The following is a 17524-nucleotide window of genomic DNA, read 5'->3' as shown; positions in this document are numbered from 1 at the left end:
TTTCCTGAAAGAAGGCCCCGATGGAAACATCGGGGCCTTTTTGCTTAAAGCTGTAAGCCAGCACACACCTGACAAACCTTAAACTGCTTTAGGAAATCTTAATTTAAACGCACCCGGAATTAACGTGAGCCCGACAGCCGCTGTGAGTTAAATTTCGCGTATAGTTGCTATGTTAAGGGGTAAAAAATGGCTAAGCAAATCGCAGTGGATGTGGGCGATGGTGTTGAAAAATCGAACACTGTGACACTGGTTGAAGGCGATAAGTACTTTTTCGGCAACGTCAGTACCGCCAGCGATGATTTTGACAGTATCATGGACACCAATTCGACTTACGATGATATGGTCGAACTGTTTTATCAGGCTCTGGGTGGAAATGTTGACGGAGTTAAAGTCACCGGGTTGGATTGCGACGGCTACACGTTGGAGATCACTAATGACTCTGGCAAAACGGATACGCTCCGGGTGAATGCAGATATGTCGTCTCTGGACCAGAACAACGGGTTCGGAGGAAATGTCGGCGACAATCGCGAGTCCTTCAACGTGGTATCAGCCACAGACAATACCAAAAACAGTAAGATCATCGGAACCAGTAAAAACTATGTAGATGATGAGCTGGGAGCGGTCGGTGGGATTGGTGATCTGGTTGGCGGCTCGGCAAAAGGTGAAAGCGACTATCAAGCGCTTTTGCAAGCGGCACTGGACGGCGATCCACGCGTGACTCTTGTGGACATCGACGGTGAAAGCTTCACGATCCAAGTGAATAGAAATGACGTAAGCGATACTTTTCTGGTGAAGGACGCGGGCGGCATCATCGCAAATGTGTTCGGCCCGGACTCGCTTATCAATCCGAAAAACCCTGATGATCAGTTCGTGTTCGTCTCAGCCGATGATGCACCGGGCAAAAAGATCGGTATAGGCACGGATGCTGTGGCAGCTCCAGGTGAGCCCGATCCTTTAGGCGGGTCGCTGAAAGTACAAGATCTTGCAGGCATTGTGGAACTGGCGGATCAGATCGAAAACGTGACTGTAAATGAAATCGGCGGACTGATGCAAATCGAGATCGCCGGCAATGACGGCTCTACCGATATTGTGACCTTCGAGTCGGATTGGTTGGTCTAGATTTTCAGTATCTTCGAAAACCAAGAGGGGTGCCGTTGAACACCGCCCGTCTTGGTTTCCGTTCACTTAATTCGCCACCCCCGACGGCCCGTGCTTCATGACGTGCCATTGGCCATAGCTATCGTTCAAATCCAGCTTGATTGCTGCATCAGCTTTGGTCGAAGCACTGCCAATCTCCGCCAGGGTGAATTCGATACCGCCCGGAATATCTATCCGCACGCGATGAGGGCCACCCCCATGCGGCGCTTGAATCGGCTCTCCGGTCGAGGTCAGCACATCCCCTATCGTCACCTTTGCGGTGCGTTCTTCCATATCCATCTCGAAGTTTATCGGTAGATGCAGCGTCTCATGTACGTTGTCGCACATCGCCCGGAAGACAAACCAATGTGTGGCCATTTCGTCGGTCTCTTCACCGTGGAACACTTTTTCCAAAGCGTCCCTCTGCGCTTCGGTGGCGCTGGGGTCGATAATCACCTGCATCTCACCACCGCCCTCGAATATCGGACCCGGCCAAGCGTATATCAAGGCGGCCTTCGTACCACTCAAATCTGTATCGCCAAAATGCCCCTTTTTGACTTCCAGCACTTCGAAACCACGACAATTGCCATGGGTCGGTAATTCCTCGAACTGGCAGGGGCAGGCATAGCCGCAATTGCAGTTTCCAAAAGCATCGCCTTCAATATACCAATCTGTAAATGCCATCGTCTTCTCCTGTAATGCACAGTCTGAATGCTCGATGTTTATGGTTGCCTGCCTGCGTTACCCTAACACATTTTCGTCACTTCACGAACCGAGGACCTGAGGCCGCCACTTCTTAAGCCTCACAACGCTGAGTCAGACAGGTGGGATTCCACAACTCCCGCCCGCTTCATCTGGCTGCAAATATCCTTGGGGGGAATCGCGCCTCAAGGCGCGATGGGGGGCAAACAGCCCCCCTGAACCGGCCATGCCTTACGACGGTGCCTTGGTTTTGCGTAAGTAAGGGAAGATCGTCTCGAACTCGCCAAACTTTTCTTTCGCGTCTTCGTTAGAAACGGCTGGCGGGATTATGACGTCCTCACCCGGCACCCAGTTGGCAGGTGTCGCAACACCTTTGGCCGACATCTGCAGACCGTCCAGAGCCCGCAAAATTTCGGCAAAGTTGCGGCCAACAGTCATTGGGTAAGTCATCGACAGTTTCAGCTGCTTGTCCGGTCCAATAATAAAGACAGACCGCACTGTGGCGCTGTCTGCAGGCGTCCGCCCATCTGGCAGGTAGGCTTCGGCGGGCAACATATCGAAAGCTTTCGACACGGCCAGACCGTCATCCGCAATAATCGGGAAACCGGGATTGGCATTGCCATAGGCTTCGATGTCTTTCTTCCAATTCTTGTGGTCCTCAACATTGTCCACGGACACACCGATCACCTTGGTGCCGCGTGCAGCCCATTCGTCATTCAGCTGCGCGACTGCCGAAAACTCGGTCGTGCACACGGGGGTAAAATCTTTGGGGTGCGAGAACAGAATGGCCCAGTTGTCGCCAATCCAATCGTGAAACTGAATAGTGCCCTGATCCGTTTCTGCGGTGAAGTTCGGAACCGTATCGTTGATGCGCAAGCCCATGATGTATCTCCCTCCTTGAAATAAACCGAGTCGGTCGCCTTAAACTTAAACACTTTGCGCAATTGTTAAACCACAGATGGGCGTCAAATAATTTGATCAAATTTCTTCTTGCCGCGCTCTGATCCCGATGACAGAGTGACCGCAAATTATTGATATCGGGTACCTGTCACAGGAGACTGCGCCATGATCGAAAAACGCGAGTTCTACATTAACGGTCAATGGGTGACCCCATCGGCAACGAACGACTATTCCGTAATCGACCCCTCGACCGAGGAGCCCTGCGCAGTGATCTCGTTGGGCGCACAGGCCGACACGAACGCTGCCGTGGCTGCCGCGAAGGCCGCCCTGCCCGGCTGGATGGCGACACCGGTTGCGGACAGAATCGCAATGGTCGAAAAACTGGTCGAGGTTTACCAAACCCGTTCCGAAGATCTGGCGCAGGCCATGTCGCTTGAGATGGGCGCACCGATTGACATGTCGCGAAGCTCACAATCGGGTGCGGGGATTTATCATCTCAAGAACTTCATCCGCGCAGCCAAAGACTTTCAGTTTGAACGCCCCTTGGGTGATCACGCTCCAAACGACCGGATCATCTATGAGGCGGTTGGCGTTGCCGCCCTGATCACGCCGTGGAACTGGCCGATGAACCAGATCACGCTGAAAGTGGGTGCTGCGGCGATTGCGGGTTGTACGATGGTGCTGAAACCTTCGGAACAAAGCCCGCTGAACGCGATAATCTTTGCCGAGATGATGGATGAGGCCGGCTTCCCACCCGGTGTGTTCAATCTGGTAAACGGCGATGGTGTTGGCGTGGGTTCACAACTTTCGTCGCACCCTGACGTGGACATGGTTAGCTTTACCGGCTCAACCCGCGCGGGGACAGCGATTTCAAAAGCGGCCGCTGACACGTTGAAGAAAGTGCATCTGGAACTGGGTGGCAAAGGCGCCAATCTGATCTTCGCTGATGCGGATGAAAAGGCGGTAAAACGCGGCGTCCTGCATATGATGCAAAACACGGGCCAAAGCTGCAACGCCCCCAGCCGAATGTTGGTTCAGCGCGCGATTTATGATCAAGCGGTTGAAACCGCCGCAGAAGTGGCCAACAAAGTCACTGTCGGACCGGCGCTTGAAGAAGGTCGCCATATCGGCCCCGTGGTGAACGAAGTCCAGTGGACTAAAATTCAAGATTTGATCCAGAAGGGCATTGATGAAGGTGCTCGTCTGGTGGCCGGGGGCACAGGTCGGCCCGAGGGTTTGAACAAAGGTTACTACGTGCGCCCTACGGTTTTTGCCGACGCCAATAACCAGATGACAATTGCCCGCGAAGAAATCTTTGGTCCTGTCTTGACCATGATCCCCTTCGATACCGAGGACGAAGCCGTCGAAATCGCAAACGACACGCCCTATGGCCTGACCAATTATGTACAGACGCAGGACGGTGCACGCGCCAATCGCATGGCGCGGGTGTTGCGCTCGGGCATGGTCGAGATGAATGGTCAATCGCGCAGCCCGGGCTCTCCGTTCGGAGGGATGAAGCAATCCGGCAACGGACGCGAAGGCGGCATTTGGGGATTGGAAGATTTCCTTGAGGTCAAAGCCGTCGGCGGCTGGGCCGCCGAGTAAACCGCAATAAATCAAAGACCGAAGCGCGAAAAGCGCTTCGGTTCCTACTGGTGCTTCAAACCTTTGCCTTCCGAGTCCGGCTCAAGATGAATCACAAAAACAGAGCCGGGGTATTTTTCGGTCAACGCGACCTCAATGTCATCGCAGATATCGTGCGCGGCAAAGACGGACATGCCCCCATCAACGACCAGATGAAACTCGACGAATATCATGTTGGCAGATCTGCGACCGCGTAGATCGTGATACTCCAACGCTGGGCCAAGATTGGCCTCAATGGTGCTGCGCACCGCATGCAGGTCTTCATCGGACAGCGTTACGTCCATCAGCCCGTCGACCGAGTTCCGAATGACTTTCCACCCCTCCCACAGGATATTCAGCGCCACGACGATGGCGAGAAGCGGATCAAGGATCAGCCAACCGGTTGCAAGCGCGAGCAATACACCAACAACCACTCCAACCGAAGTTAGGACATCGGTGAAAATGTGCTTTGCACTGGCTTCAAGGGCCGGAGACGTTTGCTGTCGTCCTATCCGAAGCAAAACAAAGGCCCACGCACCATTTACTCCGGTTGCCAACAAGTTGATCGCAATGCCCAGCATCGGAGCTTGTTCAAGATGCGGCGTCGGCAAGGCTATGATGGCCTCGCGTAGGATCAACACTGCAGCCAACACGATCAGCGTGCCTTCGACAACCGCCGACAGGTATTCCGCCTTTTTGTGGCCGAACGGGTGTTTTTCATCCGGCGGCTTGCCAGCGATTGAGACGGCAAAATAAGCCAATAGCGCGGCAACAACATTGACGACCGATTCCATTGCATCTGACAACAGCGCAACGGACCCCGTCAGCCACCAAGCCACGAGTTTCAACGTCAGCACGACGATTGAAATCGGAATCGACCAAAGAGCGAATTTTTGGATCATCAGTGGGATTTCTTGCTACCTCAATTGAGGTCTAGCACTTTGTCCAAAAATCTTCGTCTCTTTTCTTGGTATTTAGGCATCAGCCTGCGCTGCTTCATAGGCCAACATCGCGCGTTTCACAGGCAAGCCCCAGTGATAACCGCCAAGACCACCCGATTTCCGCAACGCTCGATGACACGGGATCAGCCAGCTAACGGGGTTACGCCCAACAGCGGTTCCCACAGCCCTGACCGCTTGCGGTGACCCTACGCGTTCAGCGATCTCGGAATAAGTAGTGACCTGGCCGGAAGGAATGTGCATCAACGCCTCCCATACTTTGATCTGCAAGGGCGAGCCAATCAGGTACAGCGGCGTCGGTTCCAACCGATCACTGACAGACCCGAAAGCGCTCAGTACCCATGGGCGCAACCGCATCGGGTCCTCGACGAACTCCGCTTGAGGCCAGCGTGAGAGCATATCCTCCATAGCTTCCTCCTCACCGGTTTCGGCCCCGAACGCCATGCCGCAGATACCCTTGTCAGTGCCCATTACCAGCGCCGGGCCAAAGGGGCTTTCAAACCATCCCCAATAGATCGTCAGCCCTGCACCCTTGCGGGCGTATTCACCGGGGCTCATGGATTCCCATTTCAGAAACAGATCATGCAGGCGCCCACTGCCGGACAGACCGACATTATGAGCGGTTTCCAACGTTGTGAAACGTTCGCGGAGCAATGCTTTGGCGTGGCCCAACGTCAAGTATTGTTGAAACCGTTTCGGCGAAACGCCGGTCCAGCGCGAGAACAGGCGCTGGAAATGCGCGGGGCTCATGTCCATCTGACGTGCAAGCACCTCAAGGCTGAGGGTTTCATCGCCCTGGTCAATCAACTCGATCGCGCGGCGCATGACGTTGTAGTGGTATCCGCTTTCAGGGGTCTGAACATTCATGTCTCTCACCTCTTTGTCTTGAATAAACCATAGCGCGGAGGTCACGCCCAATCGACCCGGAACTTGCGCATTGGCTTTGGGCTTGTGTCACGGCTCAGCCGGCGGCATTAAGGCTCGGATGGCAAAACAACTCGGATATCACAAGATCCGCGAGATCTTTACCCGCTTTCAGGAGGCCGACCCCGAGCCAAAGGGCGAGTTGGATCATGTGAACGTCTATACTCTGGTCGTGGCCGTCGCGCTTTCGGCACAGGCGACCGATGCAGGCGTGAACAAGGCCACCAAAGAACTGTTCAAGATAGCCGACACACCGCAAAAGATGTTGGACCTGGGCGAAGAAGGTCTAATCGAACATATTAAGACCATTGGGCTGTTCCGCCAGAAAGCCAAGAACGTCATCAAACTCAGCCGCATTCTGGTCGAGGAGTATGGCGGCGAGGTGCCCAATTCCCGCGCCGCGTTGCAATCGCTGCCGGGCGTGGGGCGCAAGACGGCGAATGTGGTTTTGAACATGTGGTGGCGTTATCCCGCGCAGGCGGTGGACACGCATATTTTCCGCGTCGGCAACCGCACCGGTATTTGCCCAGGTAAAAATGTTGATGTTGTTGAACGTGCCATCGAGGACAACATTCCAACCGACTTCCAGCTACATGCGCATCACTGGCTGATCCTGCATGGCCGCTATCACTGCAAGGCGCGCAAACCCATGTGTGGCACCTGCATCATCCGCGATCTCTGCGAATTTGAGGACAAGAACCTATGAAGACTTACCAGCTTGTCGGCATCGGAAATGCCGTTGTGGATGTGATTTCCCAAGCCGATGACAGTTTCCTGGAACTGATGGGTATCGAGAAGGGCATCATGCAACTGATCGAACAGGAACGTGGCGAGGTTCTCTATGCTTCGATGGAGGGTCGTGTGCAGACACCAGGCGGCTCTGTCGCCAACACGATTGCGGGCGCTGGTACGCTAGGTTTAGACGCAGCATTCATAGGGCGGGTGCACGACGATGCCTTGGGCCGGTTTTACGCGGATGCGATGAACGAGGATGGCGTGGATTTCGTAAACCCGCCGGTGCCTGGTGGCGAGCTGCCGACCTCGCGTTCGATGATATTCGTCTCGCCCGATGGCGAGCGGTCGATGAACACCTATCTGGGAATCTCGTCAGAACTGTCCTCAAAGGATGTCTCGTCAGATGTGGCTGGAAACAGCCAGATCATGTTTCTTGAGGGGTACCTGTTCGACAAGGAAAAGGGCAAGGCAGCTTTCCTTGAAGCCGCGCGCAACTGCCACAAGGGTGGCGGTAAGGCCGGGATTGCGATTTCCGATCCATTCTGCGTCGAACGCCATCGGATCGACTTCCTGCTGCTCATCGAGAATGAATTGGATTTTGTCATCGGGAATGAGGCTGAGATTAAATCGCTATTCGAAACGGATGATCTTGAGGAAGCACTGAAGAAAACTGCAGAAATTTGCCCTCTGGTCGTATGCACCCGCTCGGGTGATGGCGTGACGGTTTTGAATGGTGACCAGCGTGTTGACGTTCCCGTGGAAAAAGTTGTTCCCGTGGACGCAACTGGCGCTGGCGATCAATTCGCCGCTGGGTTCCTATTCGGCATGGCAACCGGCCGCGATTACGAAACCTGCGCCCGTATCGGCAATGTCTGCGCGCGTGAAGTGATCAGCCACATCGGCCCGCGTCCCGAGGCGAACATGCAGGAACTGCTGCGCTCCGAAGGGTTGCTCTAAACCGCTATGATCCGAAGGCGGCATCATTCAGCGCCCAATCGTAGTCATAGGCGCTGACACGTGGCGTTTTCTGCAATTGCGCGCGTAATTCAGGGTCTGCTGCCGTTTCGAGATAGGCGATCACGGCCTTCTCATTCGGACCGAAATCCTCGCGGAACCAAACGTAGATTTTAGACACGATCAACCGCCCACGGTCGTCAAAATGCACCCCACGTGGGTCATTGACATATGCTTGCTCGGCGGCAGCAAAGTCGCTTTCTAGCGTTTCGGCCCGCCAAGCGCGGTCCATTAGGTTAGGACAGCCCACAGCGGCGCAGTTCAGGGCATAGTGGATGCGCGGCTCGTTAAAGGTGGGGCGAATGATGCGATGTTCGATGTCATTCAAGGTCAGTGCTTGGCCCGCCACCCGCAACAAGGGACGGTTCCATGGGCCAATCGAAAACGGTCCGTCCTTGATATCGCGGATCGAGGCGACCGGGTAATTTTCAAGAACCAGGTCCACCGTCGCGGCATTATATAGATTGATCCAATACGCCAGCTGCTGGTTACGGGTCAGTTCAGCGGGGTCGATGGCTTGCAAGTCTAACAGATATGCATCCAACTGCTTCCGGTCGGCCTGTGACACCTGACTATAGGCCACCCTGTTCACACCTTGTGCATCCGTAGCGACGTAGCGAGACAGGAAGTTGCTCCAATCTTGGTGATTAACCTCTCGCCCCGGCAGAATTACGTAGTTGGTCAAACTCTGCCCCGGCAGGACTTCGGGTGCGGGCAACGCCAAACGCTCTACACTTGCGCAAGCCACCAACAAAGGCAGCAGCAAAATCAAAAGCGTTTTCATGACACGTCCTTTTGGTTTTGTCGCATCGCCCTCATCTGGCCTTTCAACCTTTTCAACGGAGCCAACGCCGGATCGCTCAACCCAGGTAGATCAGGACTGTTGGACAGACTTGGAACGGCGGCGTTCCACCAGCTTGGCCCGCTTGATCCGTTGATCCGGTCTGGGCTGTTAAGATGCAGATCGCGCTGTGAGTTGTGTACGCACATCGACAATGGGCCATTCGCCGTGGCCACCATAAACACGCATGAAGCACAGCGGTCGTCCTCTAGTGCATCCGCCGCCATGAAGTTGTGGATGAATATGGCCTGCCGCCGCACCGAACCGCGCAACAAGCCTGTTCCCAAGCGCGCCACGCTCAGCACCAATTGGCTTAGCACCTGCAATGCCAAAATAGGATGACTTCGGATCATGCGTCGCACTTTGGGGCGGATGCGCATATGCGCATCTTGTTGGTCATCCACCGCCTCCAGTGCCGCGATCACTTGATGCACAAGACGTTGGTTCGACAACAGCGATACCGCGCGCCCTCCGGCGGCAATAACACTGGCATAACGGTTGCATTTGGAATGCCCGACCGCTGCAGAATCGAAATGCAGCGACGTGCCGTAACCGGCCTCGATTGCCCGTGCCACACTATCCTGCGTGATCGCATCAGGCCTTGCGCGCAGGACACCCCGTCCGGTGTCGGCCTGCATTTGAAACGATACAAAAGCCACCTCGGGGCAATCCCGCAGAAACCGCGCCAAAGCAGGCAATTCGCGGAAATTGCCGCCGAAAACGGTTGAATTAAACAGAATACGAAGCCCCAACCCTCGGGCCCTACGGATATAGGCGCGGCGGACAGTGTTCAGATCAACTTCAGAACTGAATCCTTTCCGTTCCTGCGTCATGTCCACGTGAAAGGCAACATCGTCCAACCCTGCCGCAGCCAGCCGCGTCAACATGGCTCGACTGGCGCGGATACCGTTGGTCATCAGGCAAGACCGCATGCCAAGACGGTGGATCTCAGCACAAAGCTTCTCAAGGTCTTCGACCTTTCGAAGGGTCGGATCGCCACCGGTCAATTGCACCGAAACACCTCGACCATAATGGCTGCGGATCGTGGCCAGCCGAGCAAACAAGACCGACAGCGGTGGGTCGTAGGTCATCTCGGCCCGGTCCGAGAGGTAACAGAGCGTACAGTCCAGATTGCAGCGCTGCGTGACCTCAAGCGCAACGCAAGCAATAGGATAAAACCGCCCGGCAGTCTGGCCTGGCCCAAATTCACCACAGCTTTGCAGCCCGTTGCGCAAGGGTGCGCGACGATCCGTTCCGATGAATGCGCGACCGGCGGGGGCAATGGCGGATGGGTGAGGTGCAATATCCTTCATACCCGCCAAGCTAGAGGGGGCTCTGCCATGCGGCTACGCCCCTTCACGCCAACGTGCTGGCCGGTGAACGATCAACCGCAACAGCCGCTGGATTGATTCACCTTGGGCGCCAATGGTGCTTCGTTCGCATTCGCTCCGCGACCCAACCAGGTGCGTTCGGCCAGATAAAAGTCTGAGAATCTGGCGTGGAAATCCTCGGCCACAGATTTTTGCGGAATGCCCGTGGCCACCAGGGTCTGTTGCCACGCTTTCACCTTGGGATAGTCGGCCAGCATGTCATGCCCGCTGTGATCGGCCACAATCGCCGCGCGGTGCAGTAAGGGAAGCCAAGCCATATCCACATTCCCAATCGTCTTGCCCGCGAAGAATGGGCCTTCTCCCAAGTGCTTCTCGGCCTTGGCGAATGAGGCGTTCAATTTGGCGATACGCTCTTGAAACACTGCGCTGTCGGCACTTTGCATGGCACTGCATTGAACCAAATAGTGCTTGCTGGCCTGATAGCTCCAAGCGCGGTTCAGGGCGCGGTCTTCCGGTGACAAATCGGGTTGCAGTGGCGTTGTCACTTCGTCGAGGTATTCGGCAATCGCGTCGGACTCGAACAGGGGCGCGCCGTCTTCGGTCACCAGCACCGGCACTTGGCCGGTGGGCGACAACTCAAGAAACCAGTCCGGCTTGTCACTCAGACTGATATAATCGATCTGATAAGGCAACTGCTTAGCCTCAAGCAGCGCGGTGACGCGTTGCACGAATGGGCAGATTTTAAAGCTTATGATACGGATCATTGGTCTTTCCTTTTGGTTGCTTCACCTGTCAGACGAAGCCCGCGCCAAAAAGACGACGATCAGATCAACATTTTTTGCAACCAGTGGATTTTTCCTGCACGTCCGAAATGTTCCCGCGCACATCCATCGAGATGTTGCAGCAATCTTCGAACGCTTTGCGCAACTCGGCCCTGCCCTTTTGAACGCGGGATTTGAGCGTTGAATAAGAAAGCCCATGCGCCTGTGCGTAGTCGCGCTGAGACATACCGTGAATGTCGATGGCAATCAGCATATCCGCGGTTTCTGCAGGAAGCCCACGAATGAACGGCTCGACACACCCCTCAAGGTCTTGACGGGTTTCGGGATCATCCCGGTGATACCACAGATCATTCGGGTGCGCTGTTGCGCGGCTCGATTTGCGGTAATGGTCAATGATGGTGCGGTCTGCGGTTTGAAATAACCACGATTGCAGTTTGGCCGGGTCGTTCAAAGATGGCAGGCCCTTAAACACCTTGATCGAGATCTCTTGCAGCAGGTCGTCAACATCTGCCGCGTTGGACACGCGCGAATGAAGGAAAGCTTTTAGCCGGGCGCGGTATTTGGGCCAGATATCTTCGATACGCATGCAGTTTTATGACAGATGGTCAGCAAACGCGTCCACTACCTGCACATAGACCTCGCGCTTGAACGGTACGATTTCGTCAACCAAGCGATCAGCATCCTGCCATTTCCAGCGGGTAAATTCCGGATGGTCGGTATCGATATTGATTTGATCGTCCCGACCAGTGAAGCGCAGCAGGAACCATTTCTGCTCTTGCCCGCGATAGCGCCCCTTCCAGATCTTGGGCACGATGTCGCGCGGCAGATCATAGGGCAGCCAACCGGGGGTCACGGCCATCACTTCGACCAGGTCAGCGGTCACGCCGGTTTCTTCCCATAACTCACGCAGTGCCGCATCGCGCGGATCCTCACCCTTATCCACCCCACCCTGAGGCATCTGCCAAGCATTCTTGTGACGGTCATTGCGTTGACCGACGAAAATCTTGCCTTCGGCGTTCATCATCATAAGTCCCACGCAGGGACGATAAGGCAGTTTGGCGATCTCTTCGGGGGTCATGCGCGGCCTCGTGGAATTGTTCAGGCAACCTCTAACAAGCGCAGATGCGGCAGCAAAGGGGGTGACGTTAGGTTTCGCGTGACAAAGTTGACGCGCACGTCAATCTAACGCCAAATTCGGGAGGGAGAGTTTCGTCATGACTGCGTACCCAAATATGCTGGCACCGCTGGATCTGGGCTTTACCACGTTGAAGAACCGCGTGCTTATGGGTTCGATGCATACCGGTCTGGAAGAAACCGGCGATTGGAACCGTGTGGCGGAATTCTATGCCGACCGCGCACGCGGCGGTGTGGCGCTTATGGTTACCGGAGGGATTGGGCCGAACCTTGAAGGCTCGGTGCTGCCCGGGGCGGCGATGATGACCAACGACAAAGAGGTGGCGAACCATTCCATCGTGACGCAGCGGGTGCATGAAGCAGGTGGTAAGATCGCCATGCAGATCCTGCATGCTGGGCGGTACGCCTATGGGCCGAAATGCGTGGCCCCCAGCCCGGTAAAATCTCCGATTTCTCCGTTTCCGCCGCATGAACTTGACGAACAGGGCATCGAGAAGCAGATCAGCGACATCGTCAACGCGGCTGTTCTGGCCCAAAAGGCCGGTTATGACGGTGTCGAGATCATGGGGTCCGAGGGGTATTTCCTGAACCAGTTCCTTGTGACCCATACCAACAAGCGCGAGGATCGCTGGGGCGGGTCATACGAGAACCGGATGCGTCTGCCCATCGAAGTGGTGCGCCGCACGCGGGAAACCGTAGGGACCGATTTCATCATCATCTACCGCTTGTCCATGATTGATCTGGTGCCAAATGGGTCGACCCATGACGAGGTGGTGGAATTGGCGCAGCGGATAGAAGAAGCTGGCGCCACGATCATCAACACCGGTATCGGTTGGCACGAGGCGCGCATACCGACCATCGCCACCAGCGTGCCACGCGCAGCCTTTTCCTGGGTGACCAAGAAACTGATGGGCAAGGTGTCGATTCCGGTGATCACTTCGAACCGGATCAACACGCCCGAAGTGGCAGAAGAGGTTCTGTCGACAGGTTGCGCTGATATGGTGTCTTTGGCTCGTCCGATGCTGGCAGATGCGGATTTTGTGAACAAGGCGATTGCCGGGGATGCCGCGAAAATCGCGCCGTGTATTGCATGCAATCAAGCGTGTTTGGACCACACGTTCAGCGGCAAGCTGACGTCCTGCCTTGTGAATCCGCGCGCCTGCCACGAAACAGAGCTAACCATCTCGGAAACCGAAACACCCAAAACCGTCGCCATCGTCGGCGCAGGTCCGGCCGGTTTGTCCACCGCAATGACCGCTGCCCAGCGCGGCCATGACGTGACATTGTTCGACCGCGCCAGTGAGATCGGCGGTCAATTGAACATGGCAAAGCAAGTGCCGGGCAAAGAAGAATTCTGGGGATTGGTAGATTGGTACCGCACCATGATGGCCGATCTGAGCGTGAAGGTAGAACTGAACCGCGACGTCAGCGCAGACGATCTGTCCGGGTTTGACGAAGTGGTCATCGCCACCGGTGTCACCCCACGTGATCCGCAGATTCCGGGGCAGGAACGTGAAAACGTCCTGAATTATGTCGATGTCCTGCGAAACAAAGCAGAGGTTGGCGCATCAGTCGCCGTGATTGGCGCGGGCGGTATCGGTTTTGACGTATCTGAGTTTCTGGTCGAAGAAGGTCACAGTCCAACGACCGACCTGCCCGCATGGATGAAGGAATGGGGCGTTACGGACCCCGCCGAGCACCGCTCGGGCTTGGCGCCCGAAGGTCCGCAACCTGAAGCACCCAAACGTCAAGTGACCCTTCTGCAGCGTAAGAAGCAGGCGCACGGCAAAGGACTGGGCAAAACCACTGGCTGGATTCACCGCACGACCTTGAAAATGAAAGGCGTCAATTTCGTCGGTGGTGTGAATTATGAACGCATAGATGACGAAGGTTTGCATATCAGCTTCGGTGAAGAGCGCGCGGACCCCACGTTGATCGCCGCAGATACGATTGTTCTGTGTTCCGGTCAGGTCTCGGAGCGTAGCCTTGCGGATGCATTGATCGAGCGGGGCATCACCCCGCACGTGATCGGCGGCGCAGATGTGGCCGCGGAATTGGATGCTAAACGTGCTATCAATCAAGGGACGCGGTTGGCGGCTGCAATCTGATCACTCCGACAACGCGAGCTTGACGCCCAGAGCGCCGAAAGCTGTAGCAAAACACCTTTTGATCCAGGCCATCGCAGATGGCCTGCGAACAACATAATCACGCGCCAGCGCTGCGCACGCCCCGTACCCGACAAAAACCACAAACGTCATAACCATGAAGGCAAGGGCCAGTTTTGCCAGTGCGAAACCTGCATTTTGGCTTGCGGCTGGCAAAAACTGCGGCAGGAACGCCAGAAAGAACAAAGACAGTTTTGGGTTAAGAACATTGATCAATGTTCCGGTTATCGCGATCTTTAAGTAACCGGTCGAGGATTTGTCAGCGTTGACCTCCAAGGCACCTCCATCTTTGACGATGCCCCAGGCCATGTAGAACAGGTACAACACGCCTAGGTACTTGATGACCTGAAAGGCGATCGCACTGGTGTGTAACAAGGCCGCTAGGCCGATGATACTGGCGAGGGCCGCTGGAACGATTCCCAAAGTGCACCCCGCGGCTGCCGCGAGACTTGCGCGAAACCCACGACCGAGACCGACGGCCAACGTGTAAATCACACCGGTTCCGGGCAACAACACGACAATTAACGAAGTCAGAAAAAACTCAATCGACATACTGCCCCCTATGCTAGGAGGCAGGGTTTCCGACATTCAAATCAATGTAAACCGTAATCACCCACTGTCTTGGCGTTTATTCCACCGTAATCGTAATCACCTCTGACACAATCGGCGGGTTGTGCGGCACGTGACCCGCATCGCCCAGCACGAGCTGCAAACTGTGTTCACCCGAAGGCAGATCCAGCGTAACTTCTGTCTGACCGCCGCCAAAATGCAGGTGGTTGTCGTCGGCAGGTAAGCCATAGGCAAGCTCATCCGCTCCGTCTTCGCCCTCACCCAATGGTGGGCGGTCGATCAACAAGTGATGGTGCCCGGTGTTTTCCGCCTCGGTCCCGGCAGGAGCCACGCCCATTCCGCTTAATCCAAAGACCACGGTAACGGGCGACTGGACTGTGTCACCGTCGGACAGATTCACAAAATAAACCTTTGCATCGGGGTTGGAAGGCGTCTCTCCTGCAGCCAATGCAAGGGTGGCCGTCATGAAAAGTGCTGCAAGGGTGAAAAAGGCTTTCATAATCTCCTCCGTGGTCACAAATTTGCCATCCTCATCCTAGCAGATATGCGTCAAACCCCCAAAATCCCTTTATGAATTGGGTTGTGGCGCTGTCGGAAACCACTGTTTCCGCGTTTCCTAGGTGCAAACGATCCCAACAAAATCCCCGATATTATCCCATGTCCGCCCAGTTTCCGCCCAGATTGACCTCAATAGTGAGACAATCAAAAAAACACCTGGGGTACGAGAATGGACCGACTGACCGAAATGGAAGCCTTCGCCAATGTGGTGGACCAGGGTGGCTTCACCGATGCGGCGAAAAAGATGGGCATCTCCAAATCGGCCGTTTCTAAGCACGTTTCCAGCCTTGAGGCGAGGTTAGGTGCGCGGCTGCTGAATCGCACGACCCGGCGCGTTTCACCGACTGAAATCGGACTGGCTTACTATGACCGCGCGCGCCGTGTTCTGAACGACGCGGGCGAGGCGGACGCGCTGGTGACTTCGATGCAATCTGCGCCATCTGGTCTGCTAAGAATAAGTGTTGCAACTGATTTCGGCGTAAATCACCTGTCTCCGGTCTTATCTGATTTTCTGGCTGCTTACCCGGACATCACGGTGAACATGGTGTTGAACAACCGCTATGTGGAACTGATCTCGGAAGGATTCGACGTCGCCGTGCGAATTGGCGAGCTGGAAGACAGCACACTGCGCGCGCGCAAGCTGACCGAGACTGTCAAACGGATGGTGGCCGCACCCAGCTATGTCGAGAAATTTGGACGCCCGCAGAAAATTGACGATCTGAACGAACACAAATTGCTGCATTATTCCAGCCAGTCATCTGGTAACGTTTGGCGACTGACCGCACCATCGGGTGAAAAACGTCAGGTGCGCACGGCCGGTTGGCTGAGCGTCAATGATGGGCAATCCTTGCTGAATGCGGCCATCTCGGGCCTAGGAATCGCGTATCTGCCTAGCTACCTGTACGCCGACGCGCTGAAATCCGGCGCGGTACTTGACGCGATGCCTTCACTGCCGGACGAAATGCAAGGTATTTACGCTGTTTATCCGCCAGGCCGCTTTACCCAGCCCAAAGTACGCGCCTTTATCGATTTCCTTGTAGAATCCTTTTCGGACAAAGGTCTGATGGACTGGACGGGTTCGTAAATCTCGAAATGCTTCTGATCATGGCTCTACGAGCTTTGGTCTGAAGTGTTCAATTAAGGTACTTGGCTGAAGCCGGAATACTTCGGAATTCGCCTTCAGATGACTCATCACAAAGCTCTGACACAAAAAATCGCCGATAGGGGCATACATGCTTCATCGGATGCACTCAGGACGACGCTACCGCTGAGAACAAATTTATGAATTGACCACAGATCGTCTTTGTTTTGTCAACAAGCTGACGCTTTCCAATGAAAAGCTAAAACCAACTGGCAATATCTCCCCCGGTGAACCTCGAATGACCACGCGAAAGCGTGGGCTTTTTTTATCAATTCAGAACTTTTCGACCCAAGGCCGCAATGTAAGTTCGTCGCTCCAAGCTGAGCGGTCTTGGTTCACCAAATGCATATATTCCCGCGCAATGGCATCGGGGTCCAACATGCTGTCGGGGTTGTCTGCGGCATCAATGCGCTCTGGACGCGCGACGTTGCGGATACCCCCATCTATATTTATCCATGCGACGTGGACGCCTTTGGGGTGTAGTTCCCGCGCCATGGATTGGGCCAAGCCGCGTTGGGCAAACTTACCCATTGCAAACGGCGCCGAAAGCGGAAAGCCCTTGACCCCGGCCGAGGCACCGGTGAACAGGATCGTCCCGCGCCGATTGTTGCGCATGGGTTGATCCAACATGCGACGAGCAGCAGCTTGACCCAACAGGAAAGCGCCATGCGCAGTGACCTCAACTGCTTTGCGGACGGTTTCAGGGTCCAATTCAGTGATTGAACCGCGTTGACGAGCCGAGGGGTTGTAACAGGCAACGCGCAGTTCACCCGGCAGACCCGCGACCAGTGCTGCCACGCCCTTGGCATCCGTCCCATCCAATTGATGCAGAGTTGCGCTCGTTTCCGCGGCCAAAGCCCCCAAGTCCGAAACATCGCGTGCAGCCAGATGCACCGCGTAGCCGTCCTGCGCCAGTGCCCGCGCGAATGAGGCCGACAAGCCCGCCCCTGCGCCGACGATCAATGCCTGTGGGGAATGCATATGTTCGGCCATGTTAGGCTCCTTTGG

18 protein-coding genes are annotated in these 17524 nt (G+C 55.5%); 6 read left to right on the top strand and 12 right to left on the bottom strand.

Annotated elements, in window-relative coordinates; translation table 11 throughout:
• Positions 1 to 186: 186 nt before the first annotated feature.
• A complete protein-coding gene (locus ACR0L3_RS12495; protein WP_480746058.1) occupies positions 187 to 1119 on the top strand; it encodes a hypothetical protein in 933 nt (310 codons plus the stop codon).
• Positions 1120 to 1185: 66 nt separating this feature from the next.
• On the opposite strand, the gene ACR0L3_RS12490 is transcribed toward ACR0L3_RS12495, so the two are convergent.
• Positions 1186 to 1821: a DUF1326 domain-containing protein gene (locus tag ACR0L3_RS12490; RefSeq protein WP_480746057.1), complete on the bottom strand. Its 636-nt coding sequence runs from the start codon at positions 1819 to 1821 to the stop codon at positions 1186 to 1188.
• Positions 1822 to 2070: 249 nt separating this feature from the next.
• Positions 2071 to 2721: a peroxiredoxin gene (locus ACR0L3_RS12485; RefSeq protein ID WP_480746056.1), complete on the bottom strand. Its 651-nt coding sequence runs from the start codon at positions 2719 to 2721 to the stop codon at positions 2071 to 2073.
• 183 nt (positions 2722 to 2904) lie between these two features.
• Between ACR0L3_RS12485 and ACR0L3_RS12480 the strand changes: the two genes are divergently transcribed.
• Complete coding sequence (locus ACR0L3_RS12480) at positions 2905 to 4344, top strand: aldehyde dehydrogenase family protein (RefSeq protein ID WP_480746055.1); 1440 nt, start codon at positions 2905 to 2907, stop codon at positions 4342 to 4344.
• Positions 4345 to 4388: 44 nt separating this feature from the next.
• On the opposite strand, the gene ACR0L3_RS12475 is transcribed toward ACR0L3_RS12480, so the two are convergent.
• The gene (locus tag ACR0L3_RS12475; RefSeq protein ID WP_480746054.1) at positions 4389 to 5264 is read right to left on the bottom strand and encodes a cation diffusion facilitator family transporter; all 876 of its coding nucleotides are present in this window, start codon (positions 5262 to 5264) and stop codon (positions 4389 to 4391) included.
• A 72-nt stretch (positions 5265 to 5336) separates the two neighbouring features.
• Entirely contained in the window at positions 5337 to 6188 is an 852-nt protein-coding gene (locus ACR0L3_RS12470; RefSeq protein WP_480746053.1) for a bifunctional helix-turn-helix domain-containing protein/methylated-DNA--[protein]-cysteine S-methyltransferase, read from the bottom strand.
• A gap of 118 nt (positions 6189 to 6306) precedes the next feature.
• Between ACR0L3_RS12470 and nth the strand changes: the two genes are divergently transcribed.
• Together nth and ACR0L3_RS12460 are read left to right on the top strand one after the other, a co-directional pair.
• Positions 6307 to 6951, top strand: coding sequence for an endonuclease III (nth, locus tag ACR0L3_RS12465; RefSeq protein ID WP_480746052.1), 645 nt, complete (start codon positions 6307 to 6309; stop codon positions 6949 to 6951).
• Entirely contained in the window at positions 6948 to 7937 is a 990-nt protein-coding gene (locus tag ACR0L3_RS12460; RefSeq protein WP_480746051.1) for an adenosine kinase, read from the top strand. The genes nth and ACR0L3_RS12460 overlap by 4 nt, the downstream gene beginning before the upstream one ends.
• A gap of 4 nt (positions 7938 to 7941) precedes the next feature.
• Here ACR0L3_RS12460 and ACR0L3_RS12455 read toward each other — a convergent pair whose 3' ends face one another.
• The 5 genes from ACR0L3_RS12455 to ACR0L3_RS12435 form a co-directional block, all read right to left on the bottom strand.
• Complete coding sequence (locus ACR0L3_RS12455; protein ID WP_480746050.1) at positions 7942 to 8778, bottom strand: DUF547 domain-containing protein; 837 nt, start codon at positions 8776 to 8778, stop codon at positions 7942 to 7944.
• On the bottom strand, positions 8775 to 10148 hold the full coding sequence (locus ACR0L3_RS12450) for a radical SAM protein (RefSeq protein ID WP_480746049.1): 1374 nt from the start codon (positions 10146 to 10148) through the stop codon (positions 8775 to 8777). Before ACR0L3_RS12450 ends, ACR0L3_RS12455 begins: the two co-directional genes overlap by 4 nt.
• A gap of 71 nt (positions 10149 to 10219) precedes the next feature.
• Positions 10220 to 10930 (bottom strand): glutathione S-transferase family protein, encoded by a 711-nt coding sequence (locus ACR0L3_RS12445; RefSeq protein WP_480746048.1) that lies wholly within the window; start codon positions 10928 to 10930, stop codon positions 10220 to 10222.
• 64 nt (positions 10931 to 10994) lie between these two features.
• Positions 10995 to 11534, bottom strand: a complete 540-nt coding sequence (gene sigZ, locus ACR0L3_RS12440) for an RNA polymerase sigma factor SigZ (RefSeq protein WP_480746047.1) — start codon at positions 11532 to 11534, stop codon at positions 10995 to 10997.
• A gap of 6 nt (positions 11535 to 11540) precedes the next feature.
• The gene (locus ACR0L3_RS12435) at positions 11541 to 12026 is read right to left on the bottom strand and encodes an RNA pyrophosphohydrolase (RefSeq protein ID WP_480746046.1); all 486 of its coding nucleotides are present in this window, start codon (positions 12024 to 12026) and stop codon (positions 11541 to 11543) included.
• Between the two features lie 136 nt (positions 12027 to 12162).
• Between ACR0L3_RS12435 and ACR0L3_RS12430 the strand changes: the two genes are divergently transcribed.
• Positions 12163 to 14190, top strand: coding sequence for an FAD-dependent oxidoreductase (locus ACR0L3_RS12430; protein ID WP_480746045.1), 2028 nt, complete (start codon positions 12163 to 12165; stop codon positions 14188 to 14190).
• On the opposite strand, the gene ACR0L3_RS12425 is transcribed toward ACR0L3_RS12430, so the two are convergent.
• Both ACR0L3_RS12425 and ACR0L3_RS12420 read right to left on the bottom strand, forming a co-directional pair.
• Positions 14191 to 14799: a LysE family translocator gene (locus ACR0L3_RS12425; protein ID WP_480746044.1), complete on the bottom strand. Its 609-nt coding sequence runs from the start codon at positions 14797 to 14799 to the stop codon at positions 14191 to 14193.
• Between the two features lie 76 nt (positions 14800 to 14875).
• The gene (locus ACR0L3_RS12420; RefSeq protein WP_480746043.1) at positions 14876 to 15316 is read right to left on the bottom strand and encodes a DUF4399 domain-containing protein; all 441 of its coding nucleotides are present in this window, start codon (positions 15314 to 15316) and stop codon (positions 14876 to 14878) included.
• A gap of 228 nt (positions 15317 to 15544) precedes the next feature.
• Here ACR0L3_RS12420 and ACR0L3_RS12415 point away from each other — a divergent pair, with 228 nt between their 5' ends.
• A complete protein-coding gene (locus ACR0L3_RS12415) occupies positions 15545 to 16459 on the top strand; it encodes a LysR family transcriptional regulator (RefSeq protein ID WP_480746042.1) in 915 nt (304 codons plus the stop codon).
• Positions 16460 to 16789: 330 nt separating this feature from the next.
• Here ACR0L3_RS12415 and ACR0L3_RS12410 read toward each other — a convergent pair whose 3' ends face one another.
• Positions 16790 to 17509 carry an SDR family NAD(P)-dependent oxidoreductase gene (locus ACR0L3_RS12410; protein ID WP_480746041.1) on the bottom strand — a complete coding sequence of 240 codons (720 nt, stop codon included), beginning with the start codon at positions 17507 to 17509 and terminating at the stop codon, positions 16790 to 16792.
• Positions 17510 to 17524 lie beyond the last annotated feature (15 nt).

It is taken from the genome of Ruegeria sp. CK1, assembly GCF_056536545.1.
Note: the sequence above shows the minus strand (reverse complement) of the source record. Positions and strands in the feature narration are given on the sequence as shown.

Bases quoted from the DNA above. Each gene is read 5' to 3' on its own strand.
- ACR0L3_RS12415 (WP_480746042.1), top strand. From the start codon at position 15,545: ATGGACCGACTGACCGAAATGGAAGCCTTCGCCAATGTGGTGGACCAG.
- ACR0L3_RS12480 (WP_480746055.1), top strand. From the start codon at position 2,905: ATGATCGAAAAACGCGAGTTCTACATTAACGGTCAATGGGTGACCCCA.
- ACR0L3_RS12450 (WP_480746049.1), bottom strand. From the start codon at position 10,148: ATGAAGGATATTGCACCTCACCCATCCGCCATTGCCCCCGCCGGTCGC.
- ACR0L3_RS12455 (WP_480746050.1), bottom strand. From the start codon at position 8,778: ATGAAAACGCTTTTGATTTTGCTGCTGCCTTTGTTGGTGGCTTGCGCA.
- ACR0L3_RS12490 (WP_480746057.1), bottom strand. From the start codon at position 1,821: ATGGCATTTACAGATTGGTATATTGAAGGCGATGCTTTTGGAAACTGC.
- ACR0L3_RS12485 (WP_480746056.1), bottom strand. From the start codon at position 2,721: ATGGGCTTGCGCATCAACGATACGGTTCCGAACTTCACCGCAGAAACG.
- ACR0L3_RS12475 (WP_480746054.1), bottom strand. From the start codon at position 5,264: ATGATCCAAAAATTCGCTCTTTGGTCGATTCCGATTTCAATCGTCGTG.
- nth (WP_480746052.1), top strand. From the start codon at position 6,307: ATGGCAAAACAACTCGGATATCACAAGATCCGCGAGATCTTTACCCGC.
- sigZ (WP_480746047.1), bottom strand. From the start codon at position 11,534: ATGCGTATCGAAGATATCTGGCCCAAATACCGCGCCCGGCTAAAAGCT.
- ACR0L3_RS12435 (WP_480746046.1), bottom strand. From the start codon at position 12,026: ATGACCCCCGAAGAGATCGCCAAACTGCCTTATCGTCCCTGCGTGGGA.
- ACR0L3_RS12445 (WP_480746048.1), bottom strand. From the start codon at position 10,930: ATGATCCGTATCATAAGCTTTAAAATCTGCCCATTCGTGCAACGCGTC.
- ACR0L3_RS12430 (WP_480746045.1), top strand. From the start codon at position 12,163: ATGACTGCGTACCCAAATATGCTGGCACCGCTGGATCTGGGCTTTACC.
- ACR0L3_RS12420 (WP_480746043.1), bottom strand. From the start codon at position 15,316: ATGAAAGCCTTTTTCACCCTTGCAGCACTTTTCATGACGGCCACCCTT.
- ACR0L3_RS12410 (WP_480746041.1), bottom strand. From the start codon at position 17,509: ATGGCCGAACATATGCATTCCCCACAGGCATTGATCGTCGGCGCAGGG.
- ACR0L3_RS12495 (WP_480746058.1), top strand. From the start codon at position 187: ATGGCTAAGCAAATCGCAGTGGATGTGGGCGATGGTGTTGAAAAATCG.
- ACR0L3_RS12470 (WP_480746053.1), bottom strand. From the start codon at position 6,188: ATGAATGTTCAGACCCCTGAAAGCGGATACCACTACAACGTCATGCGC.
- ACR0L3_RS12425 (WP_480746044.1), bottom strand. From the start codon at position 14,799: ATGTCGATTGAGTTTTTTCTGACTTCGTTAATTGTCGTGTTGTTGCCC.
- ACR0L3_RS12460 (WP_480746051.1), top strand. From the start codon at position 6,948: ATGAAGACTTACCAGCTTGTCGGCATCGGAAATGCCGTTGTGGATGTG.